This window comes from Micromonospora sp. WMMD714 (assembly GCF_029581315.1).
GTDB lineage: Bacteria > Actinomycetota > Actinomycetes > Mycobacteriales > Micromonosporaceae > Micromonospora > Micromonospora rifamycinica.
Genome location: NZ_CP120744.1, coordinates 3278615 through 3302472 on the forward strand (window position 1 = coordinate 3278615; position 23858 = coordinate 3302472).

A 23858-nucleotide genomic window follows, 5' to 3' on the forward strand; every position below is an offset into this window, starting at 1 on the left:
CGGAGCGCCGCGACGGCGCCTTCCGGCGCCCCGGCCGGCGGAGCGGCACCGGCACCGGGCAGACCTTAGTGGGCCGGTGGAGGCGGGCACAGCGCACAGGATGACCCGTACACGTTGTTATGCATTTGAGATCATTGATGCACGTTCGGTGACTGAGTGGACACGGCTGGGGTGTCCACCGTGCCGTACGCCCGTTCCGGGCTTCGCGTAGCGTCGCAGGCATGGACAGGGGGAGACGGTGACCCGGATCGTGGCCGGCACGCTCGGCGGTCGGCGGATCGCCGCACCCGCCGGGGCCGGCACCCGACCCACCTCCGACCGGGTACGGGAGGCGCTGTTCAGCGCCGTCGCCGCCGAGGTGGACCTGGTGGGCAGCCGGTTCGCCGACCTGTACGCCGGCTCCGGCGCGGTCGGGCTGGAGGCGCTGTCCCGGGGGGCCGGGCACGTGCTGCTGGTCGAATCCGACCCCCGGGCCGCCCGGGTGATCCGGGAGAACGTCGCCGTGCTCCGGGCCGCCCCGACGGCCCGGCTGGTCACCGGCAGGGTGGCCGGCGTGCTCGCGGCCGGCCCCGACGGTGGGCCGTACGACGTGATCTTCGCCGATCCGCCCTACGCGGTGCCGGACGCCGAGGTCACCGCCCTGCTGGCCGCGCTGGTGGAGCACGGCTGGCTGGCCCCCGACGCGCTGGTGGTGGTCGAACGGTCCACCCGCAGCGGCCCGGTCGACTGGGTGCGGGGCATCACCGCCGGGCGCAGCCGGCGTTACGGCGAGACCACTCTTTGGTACGGTCGCCGATCATGAGACGTGCGGTGTGCCCCGGCTCCTTCGACCCGGTCACCAACGGACACCTGGACATCGTCGGACGGGCCAGCCGGCTCTTCGACGAGGTGATCGTCGGTGTGCTGGTGAACCAGTCCAAGAGCGGCCTGTTCACCGTCGAGGAGCGGATCGACATGCTCCGCGAGGTGACCTCCTCGTACGGCAACGTGCGGGTCGAGTCCTTCCGGGGCCTGCTGGTCGACTTCTGCCGGGCGCAGGAGGCGAGTGTGCTGATCAAGGGCCTGCGGGCGGTCAGCGACTTCGACTACGAGTTGCAGATGGCCCAGATGAACATCGGGCTGGCCGGCGTGGAGACCCTGTTCATGCCGACCAACCCGCTCTACTCGTTCCTCTCGTCCAGCCTGGTCAAGGACGTGGCCAAGTGGGGTGGCGACATCTCCTCGCACGTCCCCGACACGGTCCGCCGGGCGCTCGCGGCCCGGCTCCACGCCCCCCGCCCCTGACCGTCCGCCCGGGTGCCGTCGGGTCCGGCGGCGCGTCGGGCCGGGGTGGTGACGGGTCCGGCGGCGCGTCGGGCCGGGGTGGTGACGGCGGTGGTGGCCGGGGCACGACATCATGTGGTGCAGCGCCGAAGCCGGGCGCAGGCCGCATGATGTAGGTCGGCCGACGAACGACAGGAGTGAGGTACCGGTGGACCCGCTCGACCGCATCGACGAACTGATCACCATGGTGGAGCAGGCGCGCTCCGTCCCGATGTCGCGCAACAACTGCATGGTCGACCGGGGAGAGATGATCGCCGCCCTCGACGAGATGCGGGCCGACCTCCCCGCCGACCTGCGCCGCGCCGCCGCCCTGCTGGAGGAGCGGGACAAGATCATGGAGGCCGGCAAGCGGGAGGCCGACCGGATCATCAGCGAGGGTGAGGCGGAACACGCCCGGCTGGTGTCGGTGAACGAGATCACCGTCTCCGCCGAGCACGAGGGGGCGCGGATCATCGCCGAGGCCCGTGCCGAGGCGCAGCGGCTGCGGGAGGAGGTCGACGACTACGTCGACACCGCGCTGGCCAACTTCGAGCAGTTCCTCACCCGGGCGCTGGCGTCGATCGAGCGCGGGCGGGACAAGATGCACGCCCTGCGGGAGATCGGCACCTTCGGTGGGGACGAGGCGGAACGCCCGTTACCCTTCTGAGCGGCACCTCATCCCACCGACGGACGGGTCGGGCGCCGCCCCCGGTTCGACGACCCGGTGGTCGCCCAGGTAACCTTTTTTGTCGGCCTCTCACCGGCCGGAGTCTGACTATGCCCAAACACTCGCCTTCATCACTCAACCCCAGGGCGCCGCTGGTCCTCGACACGAGGGACCTGCCGCGTCGCCCTGGTGCGTTGCGTACGCTTCGGCGGGTCGTGCCGGCACCGGTGGACCTCGGCGTGGAGTTGATCGGCGTGCCGGCGGGCGCGAACCTCAACCTCGATCTGAGGTTGGAGTCGGTGTCCGAGGGCGTACTCGTCTCCGGGACCGTCACCGGTCCCGTCCAGGGCGAGTGCGGCCGTTGCCTGCGTACGATCGACTACTCGTTGACCGTGAACGTCCAGGAGCTGTACGCGTACGAGAACAGCACCACGGACATCACGACCGACGAGGACGAGGTGGGCCGGATGCAGGACGATCTGATCGACCTGGAGCCGGCGCTGCGGGACGCGGTGGTGCTCACGCTGCCGACCAACCCGCTCTGCCGGGAGGACTGCCCAGGGCTGTGCCCCGAGTGTGGGGTGCACTGGGACGATCTGCCGGCCGATCACAGCCACCAGCAGATCGACCCGCGTTGGGCGAGCCTGTCGCAACTGAACCGTACAGAGGAGTAGGAACCGTGGCCGTCCCGAAGCGCAAGATGTCGCGCAGCAACACCCGGTCCCGCCGGGCGAACTGGAAGGTGGCCGTGGTCGCGACCGTGGCCTGCCCGCAGTGCAAGTCCCCCAAGCTGCCGCACGCGGCGTGCTCCGTCTGCGGCACGTACAACGGCCGCCAGGTTCTCGAGGTCTGACCTGGACGCCGAGTGACGCCCCCGACTACGGGTCGGGTGGTGCGCGCACCCAGGCGATCGCCCGGTGCCCCGGCTCCGTCCCACGCTGGCCGGCCCGCCCCGGCCGGCGTCCCGGCGGAGCCGGGCACCGCGCGGATCGCCGTTGACCTCCTCGGCGGGGACGATGCTCCCGCCGTCGTGGTTGACGGCGCTCTGCGGGCCGTGCGTGCCGACCCGGACCTACACCTGCTGCTCGTCGGCCCGGTCGAGGCCGCGGCCGGGGTGATCGACGCCCTGACCCCGGCCCAGCGGACCAGGATCACGGTCCGGGCGACCCGCACCGCCGCCGGTCCGGCCGACCATGCCCCGCGCGCCGACAGCACCGTCCGCGCGGCGGTCTCCGCCGTCCGCGACGGGGCCGCCGACGCGCTCGTCTCCGCCGGCTCCACCGGCGCCACCGTCTCCGCCGCCGCCCTCGGCTTCGGCCGCTGGGCCGACGTGCGCCGCCCCGCCCTGGTGGCCACCCTGCCCGCCGTCTCCGGCCCGGTGGTCCTGCTCGACGTCGGCGGTTCGCTGGAACCCCGGCCGGCCACCCTGGTCGGGCACGCCGTGCTCGGCGCGGCCTACGCCGCCGTCGCGCACGCCGTCGCCGCGCCCCGGGTCGGCCTGTTGTCGGTGGGCACCGAGGCCGGCAAGGGGGACCGCCCGCGCCGGACCGCCGATCCGTTGCTCGCCGCCGCGCCGCTGCCCTGCGGGGCCCGCTACGTCGGCCTGGTCGAGGGGTACGACGTGACGCTCGGCGTCCGGGCCGACGTGGTGGTCACCGACGGCTTCACCGGCAACGTGCTGCTCAAGGCCATCGAGGGGGCGTACGCCATGGCCGGGGGGCCGCCCGCCAGCGGTGGCGCACCACGGGCGGCGGCCCTGCTCGGGGTGGCCGGCACCGTGGTGGTCTGCCACGGCGCGGCGACCCCGGACGACGTCGCCTCCGGGATCGCCCTGGCCGCCCACCTCTGGCGTCGCCGGGCCACCGACCGGGTCCGGGAACAGATCCCGCTGCTACCCGGCGGCGACAACACCGACCAGGACGGCGTGGACCCACCGGCCCGCTCCGCCGGCCTTCCCGCCATGGACCCACCGGCCCGGTCCGCCGCCCATCCCGCGGCGGAGCACCGCGAGCCGGAGCGGCGGCCATGAGCCGCGGCCGTGCGGCGGTCGGTGCCGCGGTCGTGATCGAACAGGTTGCCCGGCGCGCGGCCGGTGAGTCCGCGTGCCCCGGAGTCGGGAACGAAGCAGAGGTAGGGACATGACCAACGACAAGCGGCGGCGCGCGCCCGTCGGCCACCTGGAGGCGGCGTTCGGGCTGACACTCGACGCCGAACTGCTGGAGCGGGCGCTGACCCACCGGTCGTACGCGTACGAGAACGGCGGGCTGCCGACCAATGAGCGGCTGGAGTTCCTCGGCGACTCGGTGCTCGGCGTGGTGATCACCACGGCGCTGTTCCGCAACCACCCGGACCTGCCCGAGGGGCAACTGGCGAAACTCCGGGCCAGCGTGGTCAACATGCGTGCCCTGGCCGACGTGGCCCGGGGCCTCGGCCCGGACGGTCTCGGCGCCTACCTGCTGCTCGGCAAGGGGGAGGAGAGCACCGGCGGGCGGGACAAGGCGAGCATCCTCGCCGACACCCTGGAGGCGCTGCTCGGCGCGATCTACCTCCAGTACGGGCTGGACACCGCGGCGATCGTCATCCACCGGCTGTTCGACCCGTTGATGGCCGAGTCGGCGGGCCGGGGCGCCGCGCTGGACTGGAAGACCAGCCTCCAAGAGCTGACCGCCGCGCTGGGCCTGGGCGTGCCCGAGTACCGGATCGAGGGCACCGGGCCGGACCACCTGAAGACCTTCACCGCCTGGGTGGTGGTGGCCGGCAACCGCTACGGCGGGTCCGAGGGGCGCAGCAAGAAGGAGGCCGAGCAGCGGGCGGCCGAGGCGGCCTGGCGGGAACTCACCGAACAGGCCGAGCGGGACCGGGCCGCCGCCGAACAGCCCGACCCGGCCGACCCGGCCGCTCCAGCTGCCGCGACCGACGCGGCGGCTCCAGCTGCCGCGACCGACCCGGCTGCCGCCGACGCGGCCGTCGCCGCCGAGCAGCCCGCCGAGGCGGGGCTGGGTCGTGCCTGAACTGCCCGAGGTCGAGACGGTCCGGCAGGGGCTGGCCCAGTGGGTCACCGGCCGGCGGATCGCCACGGTGGAGGTGCGCCACCCCCGGGCCGTCCGGCGACACGTCCCCGGCGCGGCGCACTTCGCCGACGTGCTGGCCGGCCGGACGGTGACCGACGTGCGGCGGCGCGGCAAGTACCTCTGGCTGCCACTGGACAGCGGTGACGCGCTCGTCGGCCACCTGGGCATGTCGGGGCAGCTGCTGCTCCAACCGGCCGAGGCGGCCGACGAGCTGCACCTGCGGGTCCGGTTCCGGTTCGCCGACGACGGGCCGCAGCTCCGCTTCGTCGACCAGCGCACCTTCGGCGGGCTCGCGGTCAGCGAGGGTGGTGCCGAGCTGCCCGCCGAGATCGCGCACATCGCCCGCGACCCGATGGACCCGGAGTTCTCCGACGCCGGGTTCGTCACCGCGCTGCGCCGCCGGCGTACCGAGGTCAAGCGTGCCCTGCTGGACCAGACCCTGCTCTCCGGGGTGGGCAACATCTATGCCGACGAGGCGCTGTGGCGGGCCGGGCTGCACGGTGCCCGCCCGACCGACGCGCTGACCGCCCCCGCCGCCGGTCGGCTGCTGGGGCACGTGCGGGACGTCCTCGGCGAGGCGATCAAGCAGGGCGGCACCAGCTTCGACGACCTGTACGTCGACGTCAACGGGGAGAGCGGCTACTTCGACCGGTCGCTGAACGTCTACGGGCGGGAGGGCGAGCCCTGCCGGCGCTGCGGTGCGCCGATCCGCCGGGAGGCGTTCATGAACCGGTCGTCGTACAGCTGCCCCCGCTGTCAGCCCCGCCCCCGGGGTGTCCTCAGGGGGTGACCCCGAGCCGGTTCGGGGTTGCGCCGGTGTGTCGCGCCGAGGCCACGGCGTACCGCCGCCGGTTTTTCCCCGATCCCGCCGATCTGTCCCCCGGGCGGCCCGTCCCCGACCGTTCCCGCGCCGTCGGGGGTGGGCCGGGGACGTTCCCCGATGTGCCCCACCGCCGCGGTCCCTAGCGTCAGCACGGTCGGCAGGGTGTCGGCGGGAGGGGGACGACGATGGGCGGCAGACCGGTGACGGTGCGGTTGGCGCGGTGGAGCGCCGAGCACCCGTGGCGCGCGATCGCGCTCTGGGTGGTCTTCGTGGCGGTGTGCTTCGTCGGCGGCAACGCCGCCGGCCTCAACGAGGCCACCGGTGCCGACCAGGCGATCGGTGAGTCCGGCCGGGCCGACGTGATCGTCACGGAGGGCAGGTTCACCGACCCGGCGGTGGAGAACGTCCTCATCACCCCGCGTACCGGCACCCTCGACCGGGCCGCGGCGCAGGCGGCGGCGACCGACGCGACCGAGCGGCTGCGGCAGGTCACCGGGGTGGCGTCGGTGGGCGAGCCGGTGCCGTCGCGCGACGGGGCCGCGCTGCTGGTGCCGATCACCATGGCCGGCGATCCGGAGACCGCCGCCGACCGGGTGCAGCCGTTGCGCGACGCCACCGCCGCCGCCCAGGCCGCCCACCCGCAGCTGCGGATCGAGCAGGTCGGCGGCCCGTCGATCAATCAGGCGCTGGACGACACCCTGGGCCGGGACTTCAAGCGGGCCGAGCTGCTCAGCCTGCCGGTCACCCTGGCCATCCTGATCGTCGCCTTCGGCGCGCTGATCGCCGCCGGGGTGCCGGTGCTGCTGGCGCTCTCCTCGGTGGCCGCCGCGATGGGGCTGTCCACCCTCGCCTCCCACCTGGTGCCCGCCACGGACACCACGGCCAGTGTGATCCTGCTGATCGGGATGGCCGTCGGGGTGGACTACTCGCTGTTCTACGTCCGTCGGGAACGGGAGGAACGGGCCAAGGGCCGGTCCGGGCTGGACGCGGTGGAGATCGCCGCCGAGACGTCCGGGCACGCCGTGGTCGTCTCCGGCTTCGCGGTGATCATCTCGATGGCCGGGCTGCTGCTCGCCGACGACGTGGTCTTCTCCTCCCTCGCCGTCGGCTCGATCCTGGTGGTCGCCGTCGCGGTGACCGGCTCGCTGACCGTGCTGCCGGCGCTGCTGGCCAAGCTGGGCCGCTGGGTGGACCGGCCGAGGGTGCCGCTGCTGTGGCGGCTCACCGCGCCCCGCACCGGCCGGCACGGGCAGCCCGCCCGACCCCGGTTCTGGCCGGCGGTGCTGCGGCCCGCGCTGCGCGCTCCCCGGGCCACCCTCATCGTCTCGGTGGGGCTGCTGCTCGCCCTGGCCGCCCCGGCGCTCGGCATGAAGCTGAAGTTCCCCGGCATGGAGGACCTGCCCCGGACCACCCCGGCGATGCAGGCGTACGACCGGTTGACCGCCGCCTTCCCGAGCGCCGGCACCACCCACACGGTCGCCGTCCGGGCCCCGGCCGACCAGGCCGACCAGGTGCGCGCCGCGCTGACCGGGCTGGCCCGCAGCGCCGCCGCCGACCCGCTGTTCGCCCCGGTCGAGGCGGACGGCCCGAAGATCGAGGTGTCGGCGGACCGCCGGGTGTCGGTGCTGCAGGTGGCCACCCCGTACGCCAGTCGGGACGACCGGTCGGTGCGCTCGCTGCACGAACTCCGCGACGACCTGCTGCCGGCCGCGCTGCGCGGCGTCCCGGGCGTCGAGTACGCCGTCGGCGGCGGGGTGGCCGCCAGCGAGGACTACGCCCGGCACATCCGGGAGAAGCTGCCGCTGGTGATGGCGTTCGTGCTGGCGCTGACCTTCCTGGTGATGACCTGGACGTTCCGGTCGGTGGTGGTGGCCCTCACCTCGATCCTGCTCAACCTGCTCTCCGCCGGGGCCGCCTACGGCCTGCTGGTGCTGGTCTTCCAGGGCAGCTGGGCGCAGGACCTGCTCGGCTTCACCTCGATGGGGGCGATCGTCTCCTGGCTGCCGCTGTTCCTCTTCGTGGTGCTGTTCGGGCTCTCCATGGACTACCACGTCTTCGTGGTCAGCCGGATCCGGGAGGCGGTCCGCGCCGGCCGGTCCAACGCCGACGCGGTGGCGTACGGCATCACCTCCTCGGCGGGGGTGGTGACCAGCGCGGCGATCGTCATGGTCGGGGTGTTCGCGATCTTCGCCTCGCTCAGCACGATCGACATGAAGCAGCTCGGCATCGGGCTGGCCGCGGCGATCCTGCTGGACGCCACGATCATCCGGGCGGTGGTGCTGCCGTCGGTGATGACCCTGCTCGGCGAGGCCAACTGGTGGGCGCCCCGCTTCCTGCGCGGGCGCGGCCGGCCCGCCACCCCGCCGGCCACCCCGCCGGCCGAGCCGACGCCGGAGCTGGTCGGGGCGCACTGACCGGCCCACCCGCCGCCGGCCGCCCGCCCCGGGTGGTGTAGCGCCGTGGCCGCCCGCCCGGGTGGTGCAGCGCCGTGGCCGGCGGCGACGGGTGACCCGGACCGCGACCTGCGGTCCGGGTCAGCCAGGTGCGCCGGGCACCGGCGCCGGCGGGGTGGGGCAGGGTGCGCGCCAGGCGTCCAGGGTGCGGTTCTTGCGGATCGAGGCGAAGCCGTAGCCGACGGTCGTCACGCAGAACCGCGCCGGGTCACCGACGTACTCGACCTGGAACACCGGCTTGGCCGCGTCGGCGAACGGGAGCAGCCTGGCGCAGCGGCGCAGCCGGACGCACTCCTCGTCGACCGCGAAGTCGAAGTCCGGCGCCAGCGCGGCCACCTGCGCGACGTCGCCGACCAGGCCGGGGGAGAGGCCCAGGGTCCGGGCCAGCCCGGCGGACCGCCGGTTGAACGCCAACTGGTCGTCGAAGTCGAGCGGGAAGCCCGACCGGTGGGCGTACCCGTCCGCGTCGACGAGGGCCACCGCGCCGAACCCCTTGCCCCGGCAGAGCCGGAACCGGTCGGCCAGCACGGGACGCAGCAGCTCCCAGCGCCGGACGTCCACCCAGCGGCTCCCGGGCCGCCCGGCCGCACCGCCGCGGACCGCCGCCGGGTAGCGCGAGGCGTCCGGGTCGGTCCCGGCGTACGTGCCGACCGGCACGTGACAGATCAGCCGCCGGTCCCGCCGACGCAGCTCCCCGGTCTCGGCGGTGCTCACCCTCACCGGGTCGAGGAGGAACACGTCGGCCTCGACGGTGGTGTCGAGCGGTCCGGTGAGCTGCCACTGCCACCGCCACTGCCGGGCGGCGGCGGGCGGCCAGGGGGTCGGTGCGCCGGGTGGCCCGAGGTCGGGCCGGCAGGCGTACACCGGGGTCAGCAGGGCCAGCGCCACGGCGGCCGGTAGCGCCCGGCGGCCCCGGGGCCGGGCGGACGCGGCGGACCTCCCGCCGCGCGTCGCGGACGCTGGCAGCCGGACGCGCATCGGCAGCTCCCGGGTCCGGTGCGGTGCCCGCCGCACCCCTCACCCGGTGAAACGAACGCCCCCCGGTGACGACGCGGGCACGTCGTCACCGGGGGGCGCGGTCGCCACCGGTCAGCGCGGGGCGGCGAAGTCCTGCGTCCAGTACGGCCCGTTGCTGTTGGCCACGCCGACGCCGATCTCGGTGAACGCGCAGTTGAGGATGTTGGCCCGGTGGCCGGAGCTGTTCATCCAGGCGTCCATCACCGCCGCCGGGGTCGGCTGGTTCCAGGCGACGTTCTCGCCGTAGGTGCGCCAGGAGTAGCCGGCCCGGTCCAGCCGCTGCCCGGCGTCGCTGCCGTCGCTGCCGGTGTGCGTCATGGTCTTGTGGTCGGCCTGGTCCTGGCTGTGCCGCTGGGCGGCGAGGGTCAGCTTCTCGTCGACGGTGACGGCGGCGCAGCCGGCCTTGGCCCGCTCGGCGTTGACCAGGTCGACGACCTGCTGGGTCTGGCTGCCCCCGCCGCCACCGCTGACCGCGGCCCGGGTGGTGGGGGCGGCGGTGGGAATGTCACCACCCCGGGTGGTCCGCCGGGAAGCCGGCTCGGTGCGGCTCGGGGCGGGGGTCGGCTTGGCGGTCCGGCTCGGCGACGGGCTCGGCGACGCGGTGGACGGGCTCGGCGACACGCTGGGGGAGGGGGAGGCCGGGGCGGTGGTGCCCGGGCCGGTGTCCGGGATGACCGGCGCGGTGGCCACCGGCCCGTCGAGGGCGGCCCGGTCGGTGGGCTCGTCGTCGGGCAGCATCAGCGCGCCGACTCCGAGGCTCACCGCCAGGGTGGCCGCGGCGGCGGCCCCGCCGATGAGCAGCGGGCGCTTCACCCGGCGGCGCGGCCGGGCGGGTTCGGCCGTCGACGGACGCCCACCGAGCGCTACGACCGCCGGGGCGGGCGCGGCGTCCCGCTCGGTATCGGCGGACCACGGCGCGGCCCCGGCCCGGTCCGCCGACCGCCCGTCCGCCTCGTTCCCCCAGGGACCGGGCTGCCCGGCGACCCCGACCGTCCCGTCGTCCCACTGCCCGGCCGGCTCTGCGTCCCACTGCCCGGTCGGCTCTGCGTCCCACTGCCCGGTCGGCTCTGCGTCCCACTGCCCGGTCGGCTCACCCTGCCACCGCCCGGCCTGTTCGCCGGCCCACTCAGCCTGCCCCGGTCCGGCGTGCTCGCCGACCCACCGCCCGGCCTGCGCGCCGTCCTGTTCTCCGTGCCACTGCCCGGTCTGTTCGTCGGCCCACTGTCCGGTCTGTTCGCCGTGCCACCGCCCGGCCTGCGCGCCGTCCCGTTCTCCGTGCCACTGCCCGGTCTGTTCGTCCCGCCAGGGCTCGGCCTGTCCGACTGGCCACGGCCCGTTCTGTTCTCCGTGCCACCGTCCGGTCTGCTCGCTCCGCCACGGCTCGGCCTGCTCGCCCGGCCATGGCCCGGTCGGCTCGTCCCGCCACTGGTCGGTCGGACCGGCCTGCCCCTGGCCGACCTGCTGGTCCCGCCATGGTGCGGTCGGCTCCGTAAGCTGACGGCCGGGTGCGGAGTCGGCCCAGGCGTCTGCGGAGGGTGCGGAGTCGGCCCAGGCGTCGCCGGAGGGCGCGGAGTGTGCCGGCCCGCCGTGGTCGGCCCACCGGTCCGGTGCGCCCCCGGTGTGCCCGCCCGAGTGGGGGTGCGCCGGCCTGTCGTGTCCCGGTGCCGTGTGTCCCGGTGCCCCGTGCGTCGGGGTGTGGTGTCCCGGGGTGTCGGGTGCCGGGTCGTCACCGAAGAGGTACGCCGAGCGGGGCTCGGGGCGGTCGGTCAGCCAGGCCGGGTCGTCCGCCGACGGCTGCGGCCGTCGGTATGCGGCGTCCGGGTCGTTCGGGTCGGTCCAGCCGTACACGCCTGTCGCCTCCACGGGTCGGTTGCGGGCCGGGGTGACGCTACGGCGGCGGCGAGGACAGCAGCAATGCGGCTAAGGAAGAGTTAAGGCGGGACAGCCGCACAGGGTGACCGTACCGGGCCGTGAAGGCGTAGAGTCAAGAAGTCCGGACAGAGAGTGTCCGAGCCTTGCGGCCCCCGGCGCAGTGGTCAGGGTAGGCGTGTAGATGATCTACGGCCTGCGAGAACTTGACGAACGGCGGATTGTCGCTCAATATATAGGTGTCGCCAGTCGCGCCCAGCCACGCCCGGATTTCGGTGGCCTGGTAGTAGTCGCGAACACGAAATGGGCGCGCGTTGGCCGGCTTTTCCGGCAGCGCATATCAAGGAGTCAGCATGGCGAAGGCCCTCTACGGCCACGTAGGTGCAGCGCCCGACCGGCGTCTGCTCGACGAGGTCACCCGACTGCGTTCCAGGGTGCAGGCCCTGGAGTTCGAGATCACGCGCCTGCGTGCCGACAACGATCGGCTCGCGGCGGCTGCGGCGGAGGTCGACGATCTCCTCCGGCTGGCCGAGCCGGCGCTCACCTGATCTTCGGGTCCGCAGAAAACTGAACAGCACCACCGCGAAAAAGCGCGCCGACACTATTGTGCCGGCGCGCAGTGCTGTCTCCGGCGCATTTCGCCGATCACCAATTCGCGATCTTGACGCCCGATGTGGCGTAACACACTCGACCATTCCTGCCGACCGGGCCGGGCGTCGGCGTCCCGGGCCGGGGCGGGTCGCGTGCCGGTCACCCCGTACCGACGGGTTAGTCTGCGGGTTCACCAGGTCCGCGCAGCCCGCGACGCCTGCGGCGGCCACCGGACGAGGATCGAGAAGGTGCATCTCAAGAGCCTGACGGTGAAGGGGTTCAAATCCTTCGCCTCCGCCACGACGTTGAAGCTGGAGCCCGGGATCACCTGTGTGGTCGGCCCGAACGGCTCCGGCAAGTCCAACGTCGTCGACGCCATCGCCTGGGTGTTGGGCGAGCAGGGCGCCAAGGCGCTGCGCGGCGGCAAGATGGAGGACGTCATCTTCGCCGGCACCGCCGGGCGGGCACCGCTGGGCCGGGCCGAGGTCACCCTCACCATCGACAACACCGACGGCGCGCTGCCGATCGAGTACACCGAGGTCTCCATCACCCGCCGGATGTTCCGCTCCGGCGAGAGCGAGTACGAGATCAACGGCGACTCGTGCCGCCTGCTCGACATCCAGGAGCTGCTCAGCGACTCCGGCATCGGGCGGGAGATGCACATCATCGTCGGCCAGGGCCGGCTCGACGGCATGCTGCACGCCAAACCGGAGGACCGCCGCTCGTTCATCGAGGAGGCGGCCGGCGTCCTCAAGCACCGCAAGCGCAAGGAGAAGGCGCTGCGGAAGCTCGACGCGATGCAGGTGAACCTCAACCGGCTGACCGACCTCACCGCCGAGCTGCGCCGTCAGCTCAAGCCGCTGGGCCGGCAGGCCGAGGTGGCCCGCCGGGCCGCCGCCATCCAGGCCAACCTGCGGGACGCCCGGCTCCGGCTGCTCGCCGACGACCTCTACACCCTGCGGGCCACCCTGGACAAGGAGATCGCCGACGAGACGGCGCTGCGGGGCCGGCGCGAGCAGATCGAGGGCGAGCACGTCGAGGTGCAGGCCCGTCTCGGTGAGCTGGAGGCGGCGCTCGCCGAGGACGCGCCGCTGCTCGCCACCGCGCAGGACACCTGGTACAGGCTCTCCGCGCTCTCCGAGCGGTTCCGCTCGGTGGAGCAGCTGGCCCGGGAGCGGCTGCGCCACCTCAGCACCACCGGCGACGACGAACGCCCCGGCCGGGATCCCGACCAGCTGGAGGCCGAGTCGCAGCGGGTCCGCGAGCAGGAGGAGGAGCTGCGGGGGGCGCTCACCGACGACCAGATCCGGCTCGCCGAGGCGGTCGAGCACCGGCAGGAGCTGGAACGCCAGCTCGCCGCCGCCGAGCGGGAACTGGTCGCCGCAGCCAAGGCGATCGCCGACCGGCGGGAGGGGCTGGCCCGGCTGACCGGTCAGGTGAACTCCGCGCAGGCCCGGACCACCAGTGCCGGTGAGGAGATCGACCGGCTCGCCGCCGCGCACGCCGACGCCCTGGCCCGCGCCGACCAGGCCCAGGCCGAGCTGGACGCGGTCGCCGAACAGTCCACCGAGGCCGACCGGGACAACGCCGAACTCGACGACCGGCACGCCGAGGCGGTGGCCGCCCACGAGCGGGCGCAGGCCGTCGTGCGGGCGTTGACCGACGCCGAACGGGCCGCCGAGAAGGACGCCGCGACCTGGAAGGCCCGCGAGGAGGCGCTTGCCCTCGGCCTGCGTCGCAAGGACGGCGCCGGGGCGCTGCTCGCCCGCGCCGACGAGGTGCCCGGCCTGCTGGGCAGCCTGGCCGGGCTGCTCACCGTCGCCCCCGGCCACGAGGCGGCGCTCGCCGCCGCGCTCGGTGGGCTCGCCGACGCGGTAGCGGTCAGCGGGGTCGACGAGGCCGTCGAGGCGATGCGACTGCTGAAGATCACCGACGCCGGGCGGGCCGGTCTGCTGGTCGGCAGCCCCGCCGGGCCGGGTATGACCGGCTCCGCCGACGCCCTGCGCCCCCGGCTGCCGGAGTCCGCCCGGTGGGCACCGGACCTGGTGGAGTGCGCTGCCGAGCTGCGTCCCGCCGTACACCGGGCGCTGCGGGACGTGGCGCTCGTCGACGACCTCGCCGCCGCCGCCGAGCTGGTCGCCGGCAACCCCGAGCTGCGCGCGGTCACCCCGGACGGCGACGTGGTCGGGGCGTACGCGGCGGCCGGCGGGTCGGCCAAGGCGGCCAGCTTCATCGAGGTGCAGGCCGCCGTGGAGGAGGCCCGCACCAACCGGCACACCGCCGAGCGGACCGGTGCCGAACTGCGGGAACAGCTCGTCGACGCGCGGGCCGAGGTGGCCGCCGCGAAGGAGGCGGTGCAGCACGCCGCCGCCGCGAAACGGGAGGCGGAGAGCCACCGCAACGCCGCCGCCCGCCGGCTGGCCGAACTGGGCGCGGCGGCCCGGTCGGCGAAGGCGGAGACCGACCGGCTCGGCGAGAGCCGGTCCCGTGCCGAGGCGGCCCGGGAACGGGACCTGGCCGCCCTCGCCGAGCTGGCGGAACGGCTGCGGCTCGCCGAGGACACCCCGATCGACGCGGAACCCTCCACCGAGGAGCGGGACCAGCTCGCCGCGCTGGTGCCCCGCGCCCGGCAGAACGAGATGGAGGTCCGGCTCGCGGTGCGTACCGCCGAGGAGCGGGTCGCGTCGATCGCCGGTCGGGCCGACTCGCTGGCCCGGCAGGCCACCGCCGAGCGCGCGGCCCGGGAGCGGGCGGCGGCCCGCCGGGCGGCGCGGACCCGGGGCGCGGCGATCGCCCGCGCCGTGGTCGGCGGCACCGGCGAGGCGCTGACCCGGCTCGGCACCTCCATCGCGCGGGCCGAGGAGCACCGCGACGCGGTCGCCCGGGAACGCGCCGCCCGGGAGGCCGAGCTCCAGGAGGTACGCGGCGCGGCCAAGCGGCTCGGCGCGGAGCTGGAGCGGTTGACCAGCCAGGTGCACCGGGACGAGGTGGCCCGTGCCGAGCAACGGCTGCGCATCGAGCAGCTGGAGGCCAAGGCCGCCGAGGACTTCGGCCTGGACGTGGAGACCCTGGTCGCCGAGTACGGCCCGACGCAGCCCGTCCCGCCGACCCCGGTGGACGTCGCGACGGCCGAGCGTGACGGGCTGCCGGTGCCCGGGCCGGTCCGCTACGAGCGGCCGGTGCAGGAGAAGCGGGCCGCCAAGGCGGAACGGGAGCTGGCCCTGCTCGGCAAGGTCAACCCGCTGGCGCTGGAGGAGTTCGCCGCCCTGGAGGAGCGCTTCAAGTTCCTCTCCGAGCAGTTGGAGGATCTCAAGGCGACCCGGCGTGACCTGCTCACCGTGGTCAAGGACGTGGACGAGCGGATCCTGGAGGTCTTCGCCAGCGCGTTCGCCGACACCGCCCGCGAGTTCGAGCAGGTCTTCACCGTGCTCTTCCCCGGCGGTGAGGGCCGGCTGATCCTCACCGAACCCGACGATCTGCTCACCACCGGTGTGGAGGTGGAGGCCCGGCCGCCCGGCAAGAAGATCAAACGGCTGTCGCTGCTCTCCGGTGGCGAGCGGTCGCTGACCGCCGTGGCGATGCTGGTGGCGATCTTCCGGGCCCGGCCCAGCCCGTTCTACATCATGGACGAGGTGGAGGCGGCCCTCGACGACGTGAACCTGGGCCGCCTGATCACCCTGCTGGCCCAGTTGCGGGAGAAGAGCCAGTTGATCGTCATCACCCACCAGAAACGGACCATGGAGATCGCCGACGCGCTCTACGGCGTCACCATGCGCAGCGGCGTCACCCAGGTGATCAGCCAACGGCTCAACCGGACCGACGACGAGCGGTCCGACCGAACTGAGGAGAACCAGTAGTGGCACGGGAACGGCCGACGGCACTCCTGCTCGACTTCGACGGCGTGCTGCGGCACCGGGATCCGGCGGTGGCCGCCGGGATCGAGCGGGAGTACGGCCTCTCCGCCGGGGTGCTCGGCGAGATCGCCATGCACTGGGGGCGGCTCCAGCCGGTGCTGACCGGCCAGGTCAGTCACGCCGACTGGGTGTCCAGCGTGGCCGACGCGCTGACCGAGTCGGTCGGCCCGGAGCGGGCGCGGGCGGCGGTCGAGCAGTGGCAGCGCTACCGGGGCGAGGTCGACGCCGACGTGCTGGCCCTCGTCCGCGCGGCGCGGGCCGCCGGGATCCGGGTCGGGCTGGGCACCAACGCCACCGACCTGCTCGACACCGACCTCGCCGAGCTGGGTCTGACCGACGAGCTGGACGTGGTGGTCAACTCCTCGGTCGTCGGGGTGCACAAGCCGGCGAAGGAGTACTTCCAGGCCGCCTGCGCCGCCCTGGCGACCCCGCCCGCCCGGGTGCTCTTCGTCGACGACGAGGACTGGGCGGTGCGGGGGGCGCGGGCGGCCGGGCTGTCGGCGTACCGGTGGAGCGGGCCGGAGGGGCTGCGTTACCTGCGGGCGGCGCTGGGGTGCTGACCCCGGACGGGTCGGCGGCGGCCGGGTGGGCCGTGCCGACCCGGCGACGGGGTCACTCGCCGGTGACCCCGTCGAGGCGTTCCCGGAGCAGGTCGGCGTGACCGTTGTGCCGGGCGTACTCCTCGATCAGGTGCAGGTAGACCCAGCGCAGGCTGAACGTCCGTTTCTTGCGGCCCACCTCGGTGAACGTCTCGTCGAGCGAGCGGCCGACGGTGACCGCCCGGGCCAGGGTGACCTGCTCGTGGTAGGTGGCGAAGTCGGCCTCGGCGTCGGCGTGGGTCACGTCGAGGTCAGCGTCCGGGTCGTCCACGGAACCGTACGGATAGTCGACCTGCTGCCCGGCGAAGTTCTCCCGGAACCACCAGGACTCCACCTCGCCCAGGTGCCGGACCAGGCCGAGCAGGGTCAGTGTCGACGGCTGCACGCTCGGGGTGCGTAACTGCTCGTCGGTCAGCCCGGCACACTTGAGCAGCAGGGTCTGCCGGTGGTAGTCGAGCCAGCTCTCCAGCATGGCCCGCTCGTCGCCGACGGGGAGTTCAGGGGTCCGGGTGATCTCCGGCGCTCTCCAGGTCATGCCCGGCATCCTCGTCGCCCGGTCCGACATTCCGCGACCGAGATTCCGCGCGCCGCTGCGCTGCCCCGGCGCGCTCGGCGCGGTGCGGTGGCGGGCGGCCGGCTGCCCCACCCGGCCGGGCTGCCCCGCGGTACGGTCGCCGACCCGGTCCCCGGTCAGGGGACGACGAGGACCGGCCAGCGGCCGGTGCGGACCAGGCGGGTGGCGACGGAACCCACCAGCCGGTGCCCGGCCTGCTCGGAGGAGCCGACCACCACCAGGTCCGCCCGGGACTCGTCGGCCGCCGTCCGCAGCTCGGCGTACGCGTCGCCGCGCCGGCACAGGAACGTCACCGGCAGGCCCAGCTCCTCGGCGCCCCGGCGGCACTCCTGGCGCAGCTCGTCGGCCAGCTCGTCGTGGGTCCGCTGGACCGCCCCGGCCACCACCCCGGGCAGCATGCCGGCGTAGCCGGCCGTGGCGCTGACGAAGACCACCACCAGCCCGGCACCCTGTCGACGGGCCAGCCCCGCGGCGTACGAGGCGGCCCGCAGCGAGGTCCGGCTGCCGTCGACCCCGACCAGGACCACCCGGGGGCCGTCGGTGCCCCGCTCGAACTCCAGTGCGCGGGCCTGCGGGCCGTACTGCTCACGCTCGACGGGGATGCTCACCGGTCGGTCCCGGTCCGGACCACCGCCGCCCCGGCACCCGCCGCGACGGTGGACTCCTGCGCGACGGTGCCGGTCGGGGCGTCCCCGGTGTGCTGGCGCAGCGGGATCTCCTTGATGAAGATCACCGCGATCAGGGCGATCAGCCCGAACGGGGCGGCGACCAGGAAGATGTCGCCCGCGCCGTGACCGTAGGCGCTCTCCACCACGATCCGGACCGGCCCGGGCAGGGTGTGCACGTCGGGCAGCACGCCGCCGCTGCCCGAGCCGGCGCCGGGCAGGCCGAGCCCGGCCAGGCCGTCGGCGATGTAGTCCTTGACCCGGTGGCCGAGGACCGCGCCGAGCACGGAGACGCCGACCGCGCCGCCGAGGCTGCGGAAGAACGCCACCACCGAGCTGGCCGCGCCGAGTTCGTGGGCGGCGACGGTGTTCTGCACGGCGAGCACGAGGTTCTGCATGGTCATGCCGAGCCCGAGCCCGATCAGCGCCATGAACCCGGCGAGGTGCCAGTACGGGGTGTCGTAGCGGATCGTGCCCATCAGCGCGAACCCGGCGGTGAGCAGCGCCGAGCCGGCGACCAGGTAGCGCTTCCAGCGGCCGGTCCGGGTGATGATCCGGCCGACGACGACGGAGGAGACCAGCAGGCCGAGGATCATCGGCATGGTCATCAGACCGGACATGGTCGGGCTCTCGCCCCGGCTGATCTGGAAGTACTGGCCGAGGAAGACCGACGCGCCGAACATGCCGACGCCGACCGCGATGCTGGCCACGACGGCGAGGGTGATGGTGCGGTTGCGGAACAGCCGGGGCGGGATCATCGGCTCGCTGGCCCGGTTCTCCACCCGGACGGCGAGCACGCCGAGCCCGACCGCGCCGGTCACCATGACGGCGCTCTGCCAGGAGAGCCAGTCGTACCTGTCGCCGGCCAGGGTGACCCAGATCAGCAGCAGCGACACGGCGGCGGTGATCAGCGTGGCACCCCACCAGTCGATCTTCACCTGCCGCCTGACCACCGGCAGGTGCAGGGTCTTCTGGAGGACCACCAGGGCGGCGATGGCGAACGGCACGCCGACGTAGAAGCACCAGCGCCAGCCGAGCCAGGAGGTGTCCACGATGACGCCGCCGATCAGCGGGCCGCCGATGGTGCCGGCGGCCATCACCGCGCCGAGGTAGCCGCTGTACCGGCCGCGCTCGCGGGGGGCGATCATCGTCGCCATGATCACCTGGGCCAGGGCGGTGAGGCCGCCCGCGCCGACGCCCTGAAGCACCCGGCAGGCGATGAGCTGCTCGGTCGACTGGGAGAGCCCGGCCAGCACGGAACCCAGCACGAAGATCGCCAGGGAGAGCTGGACCAGGATCTTCTTGCTGGTCAGGTCGGCGAGCTTGCCCCAGATCGGGGTGGTCGCGGTGGTCGCCAGCAGGGTCGAGGTGACCACCCAGGTGTAGGCGGACTGGCCGCCCTTCAGCTCGGTGATGATCCGCGGCAGCGCGTTGGAGACGACCGTGGAGGAGAGGATCGCGACGAACATGCCCAGCAGCAGTCCGGAGAGGGCCTCCAGGATCTGCCGGTGGGTCATCTCGACGCCGGTCGCCCTGGCGGGCGCTGTCGGCTGGGTCATCGTCGCTGCCTCCGGTGGTGAAAAAGAGTGCCTCAGGCAACCGTAAGCTTTTGTTGCCTCAAGCAACAACCGGACGTGACGGACCGCTATTCCGGCAGGGTGGTGACCGTTGCGGCAGGGTGGCGACGTGGGCGGCGTCGCCACCACCACCTGACGCCCCGGGACCGGGCGTCAGAAGGTCTCGTTGAACCGGTGCATGAGCCGCGCGAACTCCTCGACGTCCCGCTTCGGCCAGGTCTCCAGAGACCGGTTGATCTGCTCCATCCGGGCCGCCCGCGCGGTGTCGAACCGCCGGGTGCCCTCCCCGGTCAGCCGGAGCTGCGCCGCGCGCCGGTCGTCCGGGTCGGGATCGCGGCGTACCAGGCCCAACGTCTCCAACCCCTGGATCTGCCGGCTCAGCGTGCCCTTACCGATGCCCAGCAGAGCGGCCAGGTCGGTGAGCCGGGTCGGGCCGGAGCGCCGCAGCCAGAGCAGCAGCCCGTACGCGTTCGGCTCCAGGTGGGGATGCACCTCCCCGGCGATCTCCCAGGACAACGCCCGACCGCGGCGGAGCAGTGCCGCCAGTTCGTGTTCCAGCACGCGCAGGGTCTCGGGCAGATGATCGTCCACGGCACCGAGGGTACGTGTCAGAAGTCACTTCGCCGAGGAAAGTTGCTGCCTGGCAACTTCTCGGAGGTGCCCGTCGCTGGTGGTTCCCTCGATCAACACCTCGGCCTCCCGCCCCCGGTGGCGCAGCGTGCTCACCGCGTTGCCGAAGTACGGGCCGGCGAGCTTCTTCCAGCGCACCGTCGGCCGGCGCACCCCCGCCGAGCGGGCCAGCGCCCGGGTGGCCGCCGCCGGCCCGGCGCTCCAGCCCAGCTTCATCAGCGGGCGCATCGCCGCCGGCACCTGGTTGTGGATCGGCGAGCAGGTGAGCTGGTGCACCGGGGTACGCACCGCCGGATCGTCGAACCGGGCGCGGGCCACGTACGAGTGGTGCACGTCGCCGGAGAGCACGCTGATCGACGCCGGCGCGGGGTACGCGGGGCCGGCGCCGACCCGGTCGCCGGCCGTGGCCGGCGTGCCGCTGCCCAGCCGGGCGAAGAGCGCCCCGAGGGCGTCGAACGAGCGGCGGAACGCGGCCCAGTGCTCCAGGTCGAGCGCCCGGCGCAGCTTCTCGGCCAGCCCGGCCACCCACGGCCGGCCGGAGTCGGCCAGCTTCTCGTTCCACGCCTCCACGTGGTGGATGCCCGGCGGCAGCAGCCAGGGCAGCGACGCCCCGATCACCAGGTGGTCGTAGACCCCGTGCGCCCGGTCCAGGAACCAGGACCACTCGCCGGCCGGCAGCATCGCCCGGGCGCCCGGTTCGAGCACCCGGCTGCACCGGTTGTCCAGCATGACCAGCCGGGTCCGGCCCAGGTCCAGCGCGTAGCTCCACTGGTACTGCACGGCCCGCCAGCGCTCGGTGTCGTGCGCCTCGTCGGCCTCCCGGTCGACCCGCTCACCGAACTCCCGCAGCACGTCGGTGGCGTCCCCGGCGGCGACCACCTTGGCGTAGAGCGGGTCGGCGGCGATCTCGTCCGGGGCCAGGTTGCCCAGGTGCTGGTAGACCCAGTAGGAGGCCAGGCCGCTGCGGATCCGCTCGGCCCACCAGGCCTGCTGGCGCATGTCGGTCCGCCACGCCTGGGAGGTGTTCCAGTCGTCGATCACCTCGTGGTCGTCGAAGATCATCACGTTCGGCACGGTGGAGAGCAGCCAGCGGATCTCCGGGTCACGCCACGACTCCAGATAGAGCTTGGTGTACTCGTCGAAGCTCACCACCTGGTCGGCCGGGGCGTCCTTCGGCCGCCGCCGACGCCGCTTGAGCAGCCGCCTGACGGTGGGCGAGGTGACGTCGGCGTAGACCTGGTCGCCGAGCAGCACCAGCAGGTCGGGCAGCTCGGCCGGGTCGGGCGCGGCCATCAGCCGCCGGGCGTACGCGTCCAGCGCGTCCGGGGGCAGCTTGCGGGTGGTGTTGTGCTGGGTGGTCTCCCGGCACGACCCGAAGATCAGGCTGACCGGCTGGTCCCGGTCGTCGGCCGCCCTGGTCCGGATCACGCTGGGCGGGAACCCGTCGCGGGCCACCGGCCAGACCAGCTCGTCGTCGACCAGCACCTCGTAGCTGGTGGCGTGGTCCGGGGTGAGCCCCTCCACCACCACCAGCGCGTAGTGGTGGTCGTACGCGGAGAAGGTCGGCGCGGAGCCGGTGGCGCCGTCGGCCGTGCGGACGGTGACCACCGCGGACCCGCTGGTCTCCACCCAGACCGTCGCCCGGGTGCCGACGACCCGGCGCAGCAGCGGGCCGATGAGCAGGCGCGGCTCGGGCATGGGTGGCACCTCCGAGGAGAAGACGGTTCATCTTTTCTACCCCGTGGGCGGTGGGTCACCCCCGGCAGCGGCGAGCGTACCCGCAGCTCGCTCAGCTCCGGAGGCGGTGAGTGGGACGCCGTCGCCGGCATCTGACAGGATTTCGGCATGACGGACTACCTCCTCGTCGCACTGGCCCTGCTCGGCGTGCTGATCCTCGGCGGCCTCGGCCTGGTCGTGCCCCGGCTGCGGCGGCGGGCGCAACCCCCGTTGCCGCAGACCGAGGTCGACACCCGGGCGGAGGAGGACCTGGCCGGGCCCCCCGTCGAGGCGGCCGAGTCCGACCTGTCCACCGGGGTCCTGGTCGAGCCGCCGGTGGTGGTGGCCCCGCCGCTGGAGGTCCCCGAGCCGACCGCCGGCCGGCTGGTCCGGCTGCGGTCCCGGCTGGCCCGCTCGCAGAACTCCTTCGGCAAGGGCCTGCTCGGCCTGCTCGCCCGGGACCACCTGGACGAGGACGCCTGGGAGGAGATCGAGGACAGCCTGATCACCGCCGACGTCGGCATCGACGCCACCCGGGACATCGTCGACCGGCTCCGCGAGCGGACCCGGGTGCTCGGCACCCGCTCCGCCGGTGAGCTGCGCGACCTGCTCGCCGCCGAGCTGGTCAACGCCCTCGACCCGACCCTGGACCGGTCGCTGCACACCACCGGCCGCGACGGGGTGCCGGCGGTGCTGCTGGTGGTCGGGGTCAACGGGGCCGGCAAGACCACCACCTGCGGCAAGATCGCCCGGGTGCTGGTCGCCGACGGACGTTCGGTCACCCTCGGGGCGGCCGACACCTTCCGGGCCGCCGCCGCCGACCAGCTGGAGACCTGGGGCGGCCGGGTGGGCGCCGAGACGGTCCGCGGGGCCGAGGGGGCCGACCCGGCCAGCGTGGCCTTCGACGCGGTGCGGCGGGGCATCGACGCCGGCACCGACACCGTGCTCATCGACACCGCCGGCCGGCTGCAGAACAAGATCGGCCTGATGGACGAGCTGGGCAAGGTCAAGCGGGTGGTGGAGAAGCACGGCCCGATCGACGAGACGCTGCTGATCCTGGACGCCACCACCGGGCAGAACGGGCTGGAGCAGGCCAGGGTCTTCACCGAGGTGGTGAACGTGACAGGGGTGGTGCTGACCAAGCTGGACGGCACGGCCAAGGGTGGCATCGTGATCGCCGTGCAGCGCAAGCTGGGCATCCCGGTCAAGCTGGTCGGTCTCGGCGAGGGCGCGGACGACCTGGCCCCGTTCGATCCGGCGCAGTTCGTCGACGCGCTGCTCGGCGTCGAGCCGCTCGCCCGGGACGCGTAACCTCGCGGTGAGCAACGACGATCGCGCGTACGCCGGGTGGCGTGACCCCCGCCATGCGGCGCCGGGCCTGGGGAGACCGTACGTGACCTCGCAGGAGATCCCGCTGCACGGCGGGAACGTGAGCACCGTGGTCCGGGTCGGCGACACCGTCCGGCGCAACGCCGGCCCGTGGACGCCCTCGGTGCACGCCCTCCTGCGCCACCTGGAGTACGTCGGGTTCACCGGCGCACCCCGGGCGCTGGGGATGGACGAGCGCAACCGTGAGGTGCTGTCCTACCTCGAAGGGGAGTGCGGGGAGTACCCGCTGGCCCCGCACTGGGTCACCGACGAGGCGCTGGTGACGGTGGCCACCATGCTGCGGATGTTCCACGACGCCCAGTACGGTTTCGCCCCGCCGCCCGGTGCGGTCTGGCGCTCGTTCGGGCCGCCGCCGCCGGACACCGAGGTGATCTGTCACCACGACGCCGCCCCGCACAACGTGATCTGGCGGCCGGACGGCACCCTCGGCCTGATCGACTTCGACCTCGCCTCGCCCGGTGCCCGGATCTACGACGTGGCGTACGCGGCCTGGACCTGGGTGCCGATCTTCGCCGACCGGGACTCGATCACGCTCGGCTGGAAGCACCCGGACCGGCCCCGCCGGCTACGCCTCTTCGCCGACGCGTACGGGTTGATCCCCCGGGACCGGCACCGGCTGATCCGGACCATCCGTAAGCGGATCGTGGACCACGTGGAGGGCATCCGGCGGATGGCCGCCGCCGGTGAGCCGGCGTTCGTCCGGATCGTGCACAAGGGTCACCTTCGTCGTCCGATGCGCGACCTGCGCCTGCTCGACTACGAGCGGCACGCCCTGGAGCACGCCCTGCGCTGAGCGTGGGCGCACACCGGTCCCCACGCGTCGACCGCCCGGGAACGCCCCGGCGACGGGTCGTCATCGGGGAAAGAGTGGCCGTTCGTCACCGGAACGGCCACTCTTTCGTTTCCCGAATTTCATGATCGCGCTTCTTCACACGCCGGAAACAACCCGTCACGTGTCGGAAATCGAGGGGTGTCGGTCCGGAAACAGCGGCCGACCAAGC

The 23858-nt window shown here is 73.9% G+C and carries 21 protein-coding genes; 14 read left to right on the forward strand and 7 right to left on the reverse strand.

Translation table 11 applies throughout. From position 1 onward, the window contains the following. The first annotated feature begins 238 nt into the window (after positions 1-238). The 9 genes from rsmD (at position 239) to O7625_RS14650 (ending at position 8277) form a co-directional block, all read left to right on the forward strand. Complete coding sequence (rsmD, locus tag O7625_RS14610; protein ID WP_067305376.1) at positions 239-802, forward strand: 16S rRNA (guanine(966)-N(2))-methyltransferase RsmD; 564 nt, start codon at positions 239-241, stop codon at positions 800-802. Beyond that, a complete protein-coding gene (gene coaD, locus O7625_RS14615; RefSeq protein WP_089004008.1) occupies positions 799-1284 on the forward strand; it encodes a pantetheine-phosphate adenylyltransferase in 486 nt (161 codons plus the stop codon). The genes rsmD and coaD overlap by 4 nt, the downstream gene beginning before the upstream one ends. A 187-nt stretch (positions 1285-1471) precedes the next feature. Next, positions 1472-1969, forward strand: a complete 498-nt coding sequence (locus tag O7625_RS14620; RefSeq protein ID WP_067305370.1) for a hypothetical protein — start codon at positions 1472-1474, stop codon at positions 1967-1969. Between the two features lie 110 nt (positions 1970-2079). Continuing rightward, the gene (locus O7625_RS14625; RefSeq protein WP_282346517.1) at positions 2080-2643 is read left to right on the forward strand and encodes a YceD family protein; all 564 of its coding nucleotides are present in this window, start codon (positions 2080-2082) and stop codon (positions 2641-2643) included. 5 nt (positions 2644-2648) lie between these two features. After that, positions 2649-2822, forward strand: coding sequence for a 50S ribosomal protein L32 (rpmF, locus tag O7625_RS14630; RefSeq protein WP_282346519.1), 174 nt, complete (start codon positions 2649-2651; stop codon positions 2820-2822). Between the two features lie 135 nt (positions 2823-2957). Beyond that, on the forward strand, positions 2958-3998 hold the full coding sequence (locus O7625_RS14635) for a phosphate acyltransferase PlsX (RefSeq protein WP_282346949.1): 1041 nt from the start codon (positions 2958-2960) through the stop codon (positions 3996-3998). A 109-nt stretch (positions 3999-4107) separates the two neighbouring features. Then, positions 4108-4980 carry a ribonuclease III gene (rnc, locus tag O7625_RS14640; protein WP_282346521.1) on the forward strand — a complete coding sequence of 291 codons (873 nt, stop codon included), beginning with the start codon at positions 4108-4110 and terminating at the stop codon, positions 4978-4980. Next, a complete protein-coding gene (gene mutM, locus O7625_RS14645) occupies positions 4973-5830 on the forward strand; it encodes a bifunctional DNA-formamidopyrimidine glycosylase/DNA-(apurinic or apyrimidinic site) lyase (protein ID WP_282346522.1) in 858 nt (285 codons plus the stop codon). The genes rnc and mutM overlap by 8 nt, the downstream gene beginning before the upstream one ends. Positions 5831-6048: 218 nt before the next feature. Further along, positions 6049-8277 (forward strand): MMPL family transporter, encoded by a 2229-nt coding sequence (locus O7625_RS14650; protein ID WP_282346524.1) that lies wholly within the window; start codon positions 6049-6051, stop codon positions 8275-8277. A 120-nt stretch (positions 8278-8397) separates the two neighbouring features. On the opposite strand, the gene O7625_RS14655 is transcribed toward O7625_RS14650, so the two are convergent. Both O7625_RS14655 and O7625_RS14660 read right to left on the reverse strand, forming a co-directional pair. Beyond that, positions 8398-9294 (reverse strand): endo alpha-1,4 polygalactosaminidase, encoded by an 897-nt coding sequence (locus tag O7625_RS14655; RefSeq protein WP_282346526.1) that lies wholly within the window; start codon positions 9292-9294, stop codon positions 8398-8400. Positions 9295-9405: 111 nt separating this feature from the next. Next, on the reverse strand, positions 9406-11181 hold the full coding sequence (locus tag O7625_RS14660; protein ID WP_282346528.1) for a CAP domain-containing protein: 1776 nt from the start codon (positions 11179-11181) through the stop codon (positions 9406-9408). A gap of 374 nt (positions 11182-11555) precedes the next feature. Between O7625_RS14660 and O7625_RS14665 the strand changes: the two genes are divergently transcribed. From O7625_RS14665 to O7625_RS14675, 3 genes are all read left to right on the forward strand, one after another. Beyond that, entirely contained in the window at positions 11556-11750 is a 195-nt protein-coding gene (locus O7625_RS14665) for a hypothetical protein (RefSeq protein WP_067305353.1), read from the forward strand. A gap of 291 nt (positions 11751-12041) precedes the next feature. Next, positions 12042-15650: a chromosome segregation protein SMC gene (smc, locus tag O7625_RS14670; protein ID WP_282346530.1), complete on the forward strand. Its 3609-nt coding sequence runs from the start codon at positions 12042-12044 to the stop codon at positions 15648-15650. Further along, positions 15650-16267, forward strand: a complete 618-nt coding sequence (locus tag O7625_RS14675) for an HAD-IA family hydrolase (protein ID WP_282346531.1) — start codon at positions 15650-15652, stop codon at positions 16265-16267. The genes smc and O7625_RS14675 overlap by 1 nt, the downstream gene beginning before the upstream one ends. Before the next feature lie 52 nt (positions 16268-16319). Here O7625_RS14675 and O7625_RS14680 read toward each other — a convergent pair whose 3' ends face one another. The 5 genes from O7625_RS14680 to O7625_RS14700 all read right to left on the reverse strand — a co-directional run bounded on the left by O7625_RS14680 (position 16320) and on the right by O7625_RS14700 (position 21450). Continuing rightward, positions 16320-16841: a DinB family protein gene (locus tag O7625_RS14680; protein WP_282346532.1), complete on the reverse strand. Its 522-nt coding sequence runs from the start codon at positions 16839-16841 to the stop codon at positions 16320-16322. 155 nt (positions 16842-16996) lie between these two features. After that, complete coding sequence (locus O7625_RS14685; protein ID WP_231932751.1) at positions 16997-17488, reverse strand: universal stress protein; 492 nt, start codon at positions 17486-17488, stop codon at positions 16997-16999. Beyond that, positions 17485-19104, reverse strand: a complete 1620-nt coding sequence (locus tag O7625_RS14690) for an MDR family MFS transporter (protein ID WP_067307294.1) — start codon at positions 19102-19104, stop codon at positions 17485-17487. Before O7625_RS14690 ends, O7625_RS14685 begins: the two co-directional genes overlap by 4 nt. Before the next feature lie 171 nt (positions 19105-19275). Next, positions 19276-19713, reverse strand: coding sequence for a MarR family winged helix-turn-helix transcriptional regulator (locus O7625_RS14695; RefSeq protein WP_282346534.1), 438 nt, complete (start codon positions 19711-19713; stop codon positions 19276-19278). Between the two features lie 24 nt (positions 19714-19737). Next, positions 19738-21450, reverse strand: coding sequence for an alkaline phosphatase D family protein (locus O7625_RS14700; RefSeq protein ID WP_282346535.1), 1713 nt, complete (start codon positions 21448-21450; stop codon positions 19738-19740). A 147-nt stretch (positions 21451-21597) separates the two neighbouring features. Between O7625_RS14700 and ftsY the strand changes: the two genes are divergently transcribed. Both ftsY and O7625_RS14710 read left to right on the forward strand, forming a co-directional pair. Then, a complete protein-coding gene (gene ftsY / locus O7625_RS14705) occupies positions 21598-22779 on the forward strand; it encodes a signal recognition particle-docking protein FtsY (protein ID WP_282346536.1) in 1182 nt (393 codons plus the stop codon). A 7-nt stretch (positions 22780-22786) separates the two neighbouring features. Then, a complete protein-coding gene (locus O7625_RS14710) occupies positions 22787-23650 on the forward strand; it encodes an aminoglycoside phosphotransferase family protein (RefSeq protein WP_172898393.1) in 864 nt (287 codons plus the stop codon). Positions 23651-23858: the final 208 nt, after the last annotated feature.

Coding starts and splice junctions, on each gene's coding strand:
- coaD (WP_089004008.1), top strand. CDS start 799: ATGAGACGTGCGGTGTGCCCCGGCTCCTTCGACCCGGTCACCAACGGA.
- O7625_RS14625 (WP_282346517.1), top strand. CDS start 2,080: ATGCCCAAACACTCGCCTTCATCACTCAACCCCAGGGCGCCGCTGGTC.
- rnc (WP_282346521.1), top strand. CDS start 4,108: ATGACCAACGACAAGCGGCGGCGCGCGCCCGTCGGCCACCTGGAGGCG.
- O7625_RS14650 (WP_282346524.1), top strand. CDS start 6,049: ATGGGCGGCAGACCGGTGACGGTGCGGTTGGCGCGGTGGAGCGCCGAG.
- O7625_RS14655 (WP_282346526.1), bottom strand. CDS start 9,294: ATGCGCGTCCGGCTGCCAGCGTCCGCGACGCGCGGCGGGAGGTCCGCC.
- O7625_RS14665 (WP_067305353.1), top strand. CDS start 11,556: ATGGCGAAGGCCCTCTACGGCCACGTAGGTGCAGCGCCCGACCGGCGT.
- O7625_RS14680 (WP_282346532.1), bottom strand. CDS start 16,841: ATGACCTGGAGAGCGCCGGAGATCACCCGGACCCCTGAACTCCCCGTC.
- O7625_RS14690 (WP_067307294.1), bottom strand. CDS start 19,104: ATGACCCAGCCGACAGCGCCCGCCAGGGCGACCGGCGTCGAGATGACC.
- O7625_RS14700 (WP_282346535.1), bottom strand. CDS start 21,450: ATGCCCGAGCCGCGCCTGCTCATCGGCCCGCTGCTGCGCCGGGTCGTC.
- ftsY (WP_282346536.1), top strand. CDS start 21,598: ATGACGGACTACCTCCTCGTCGCACTGGCCCTGCTCGGCGTGCTGATC.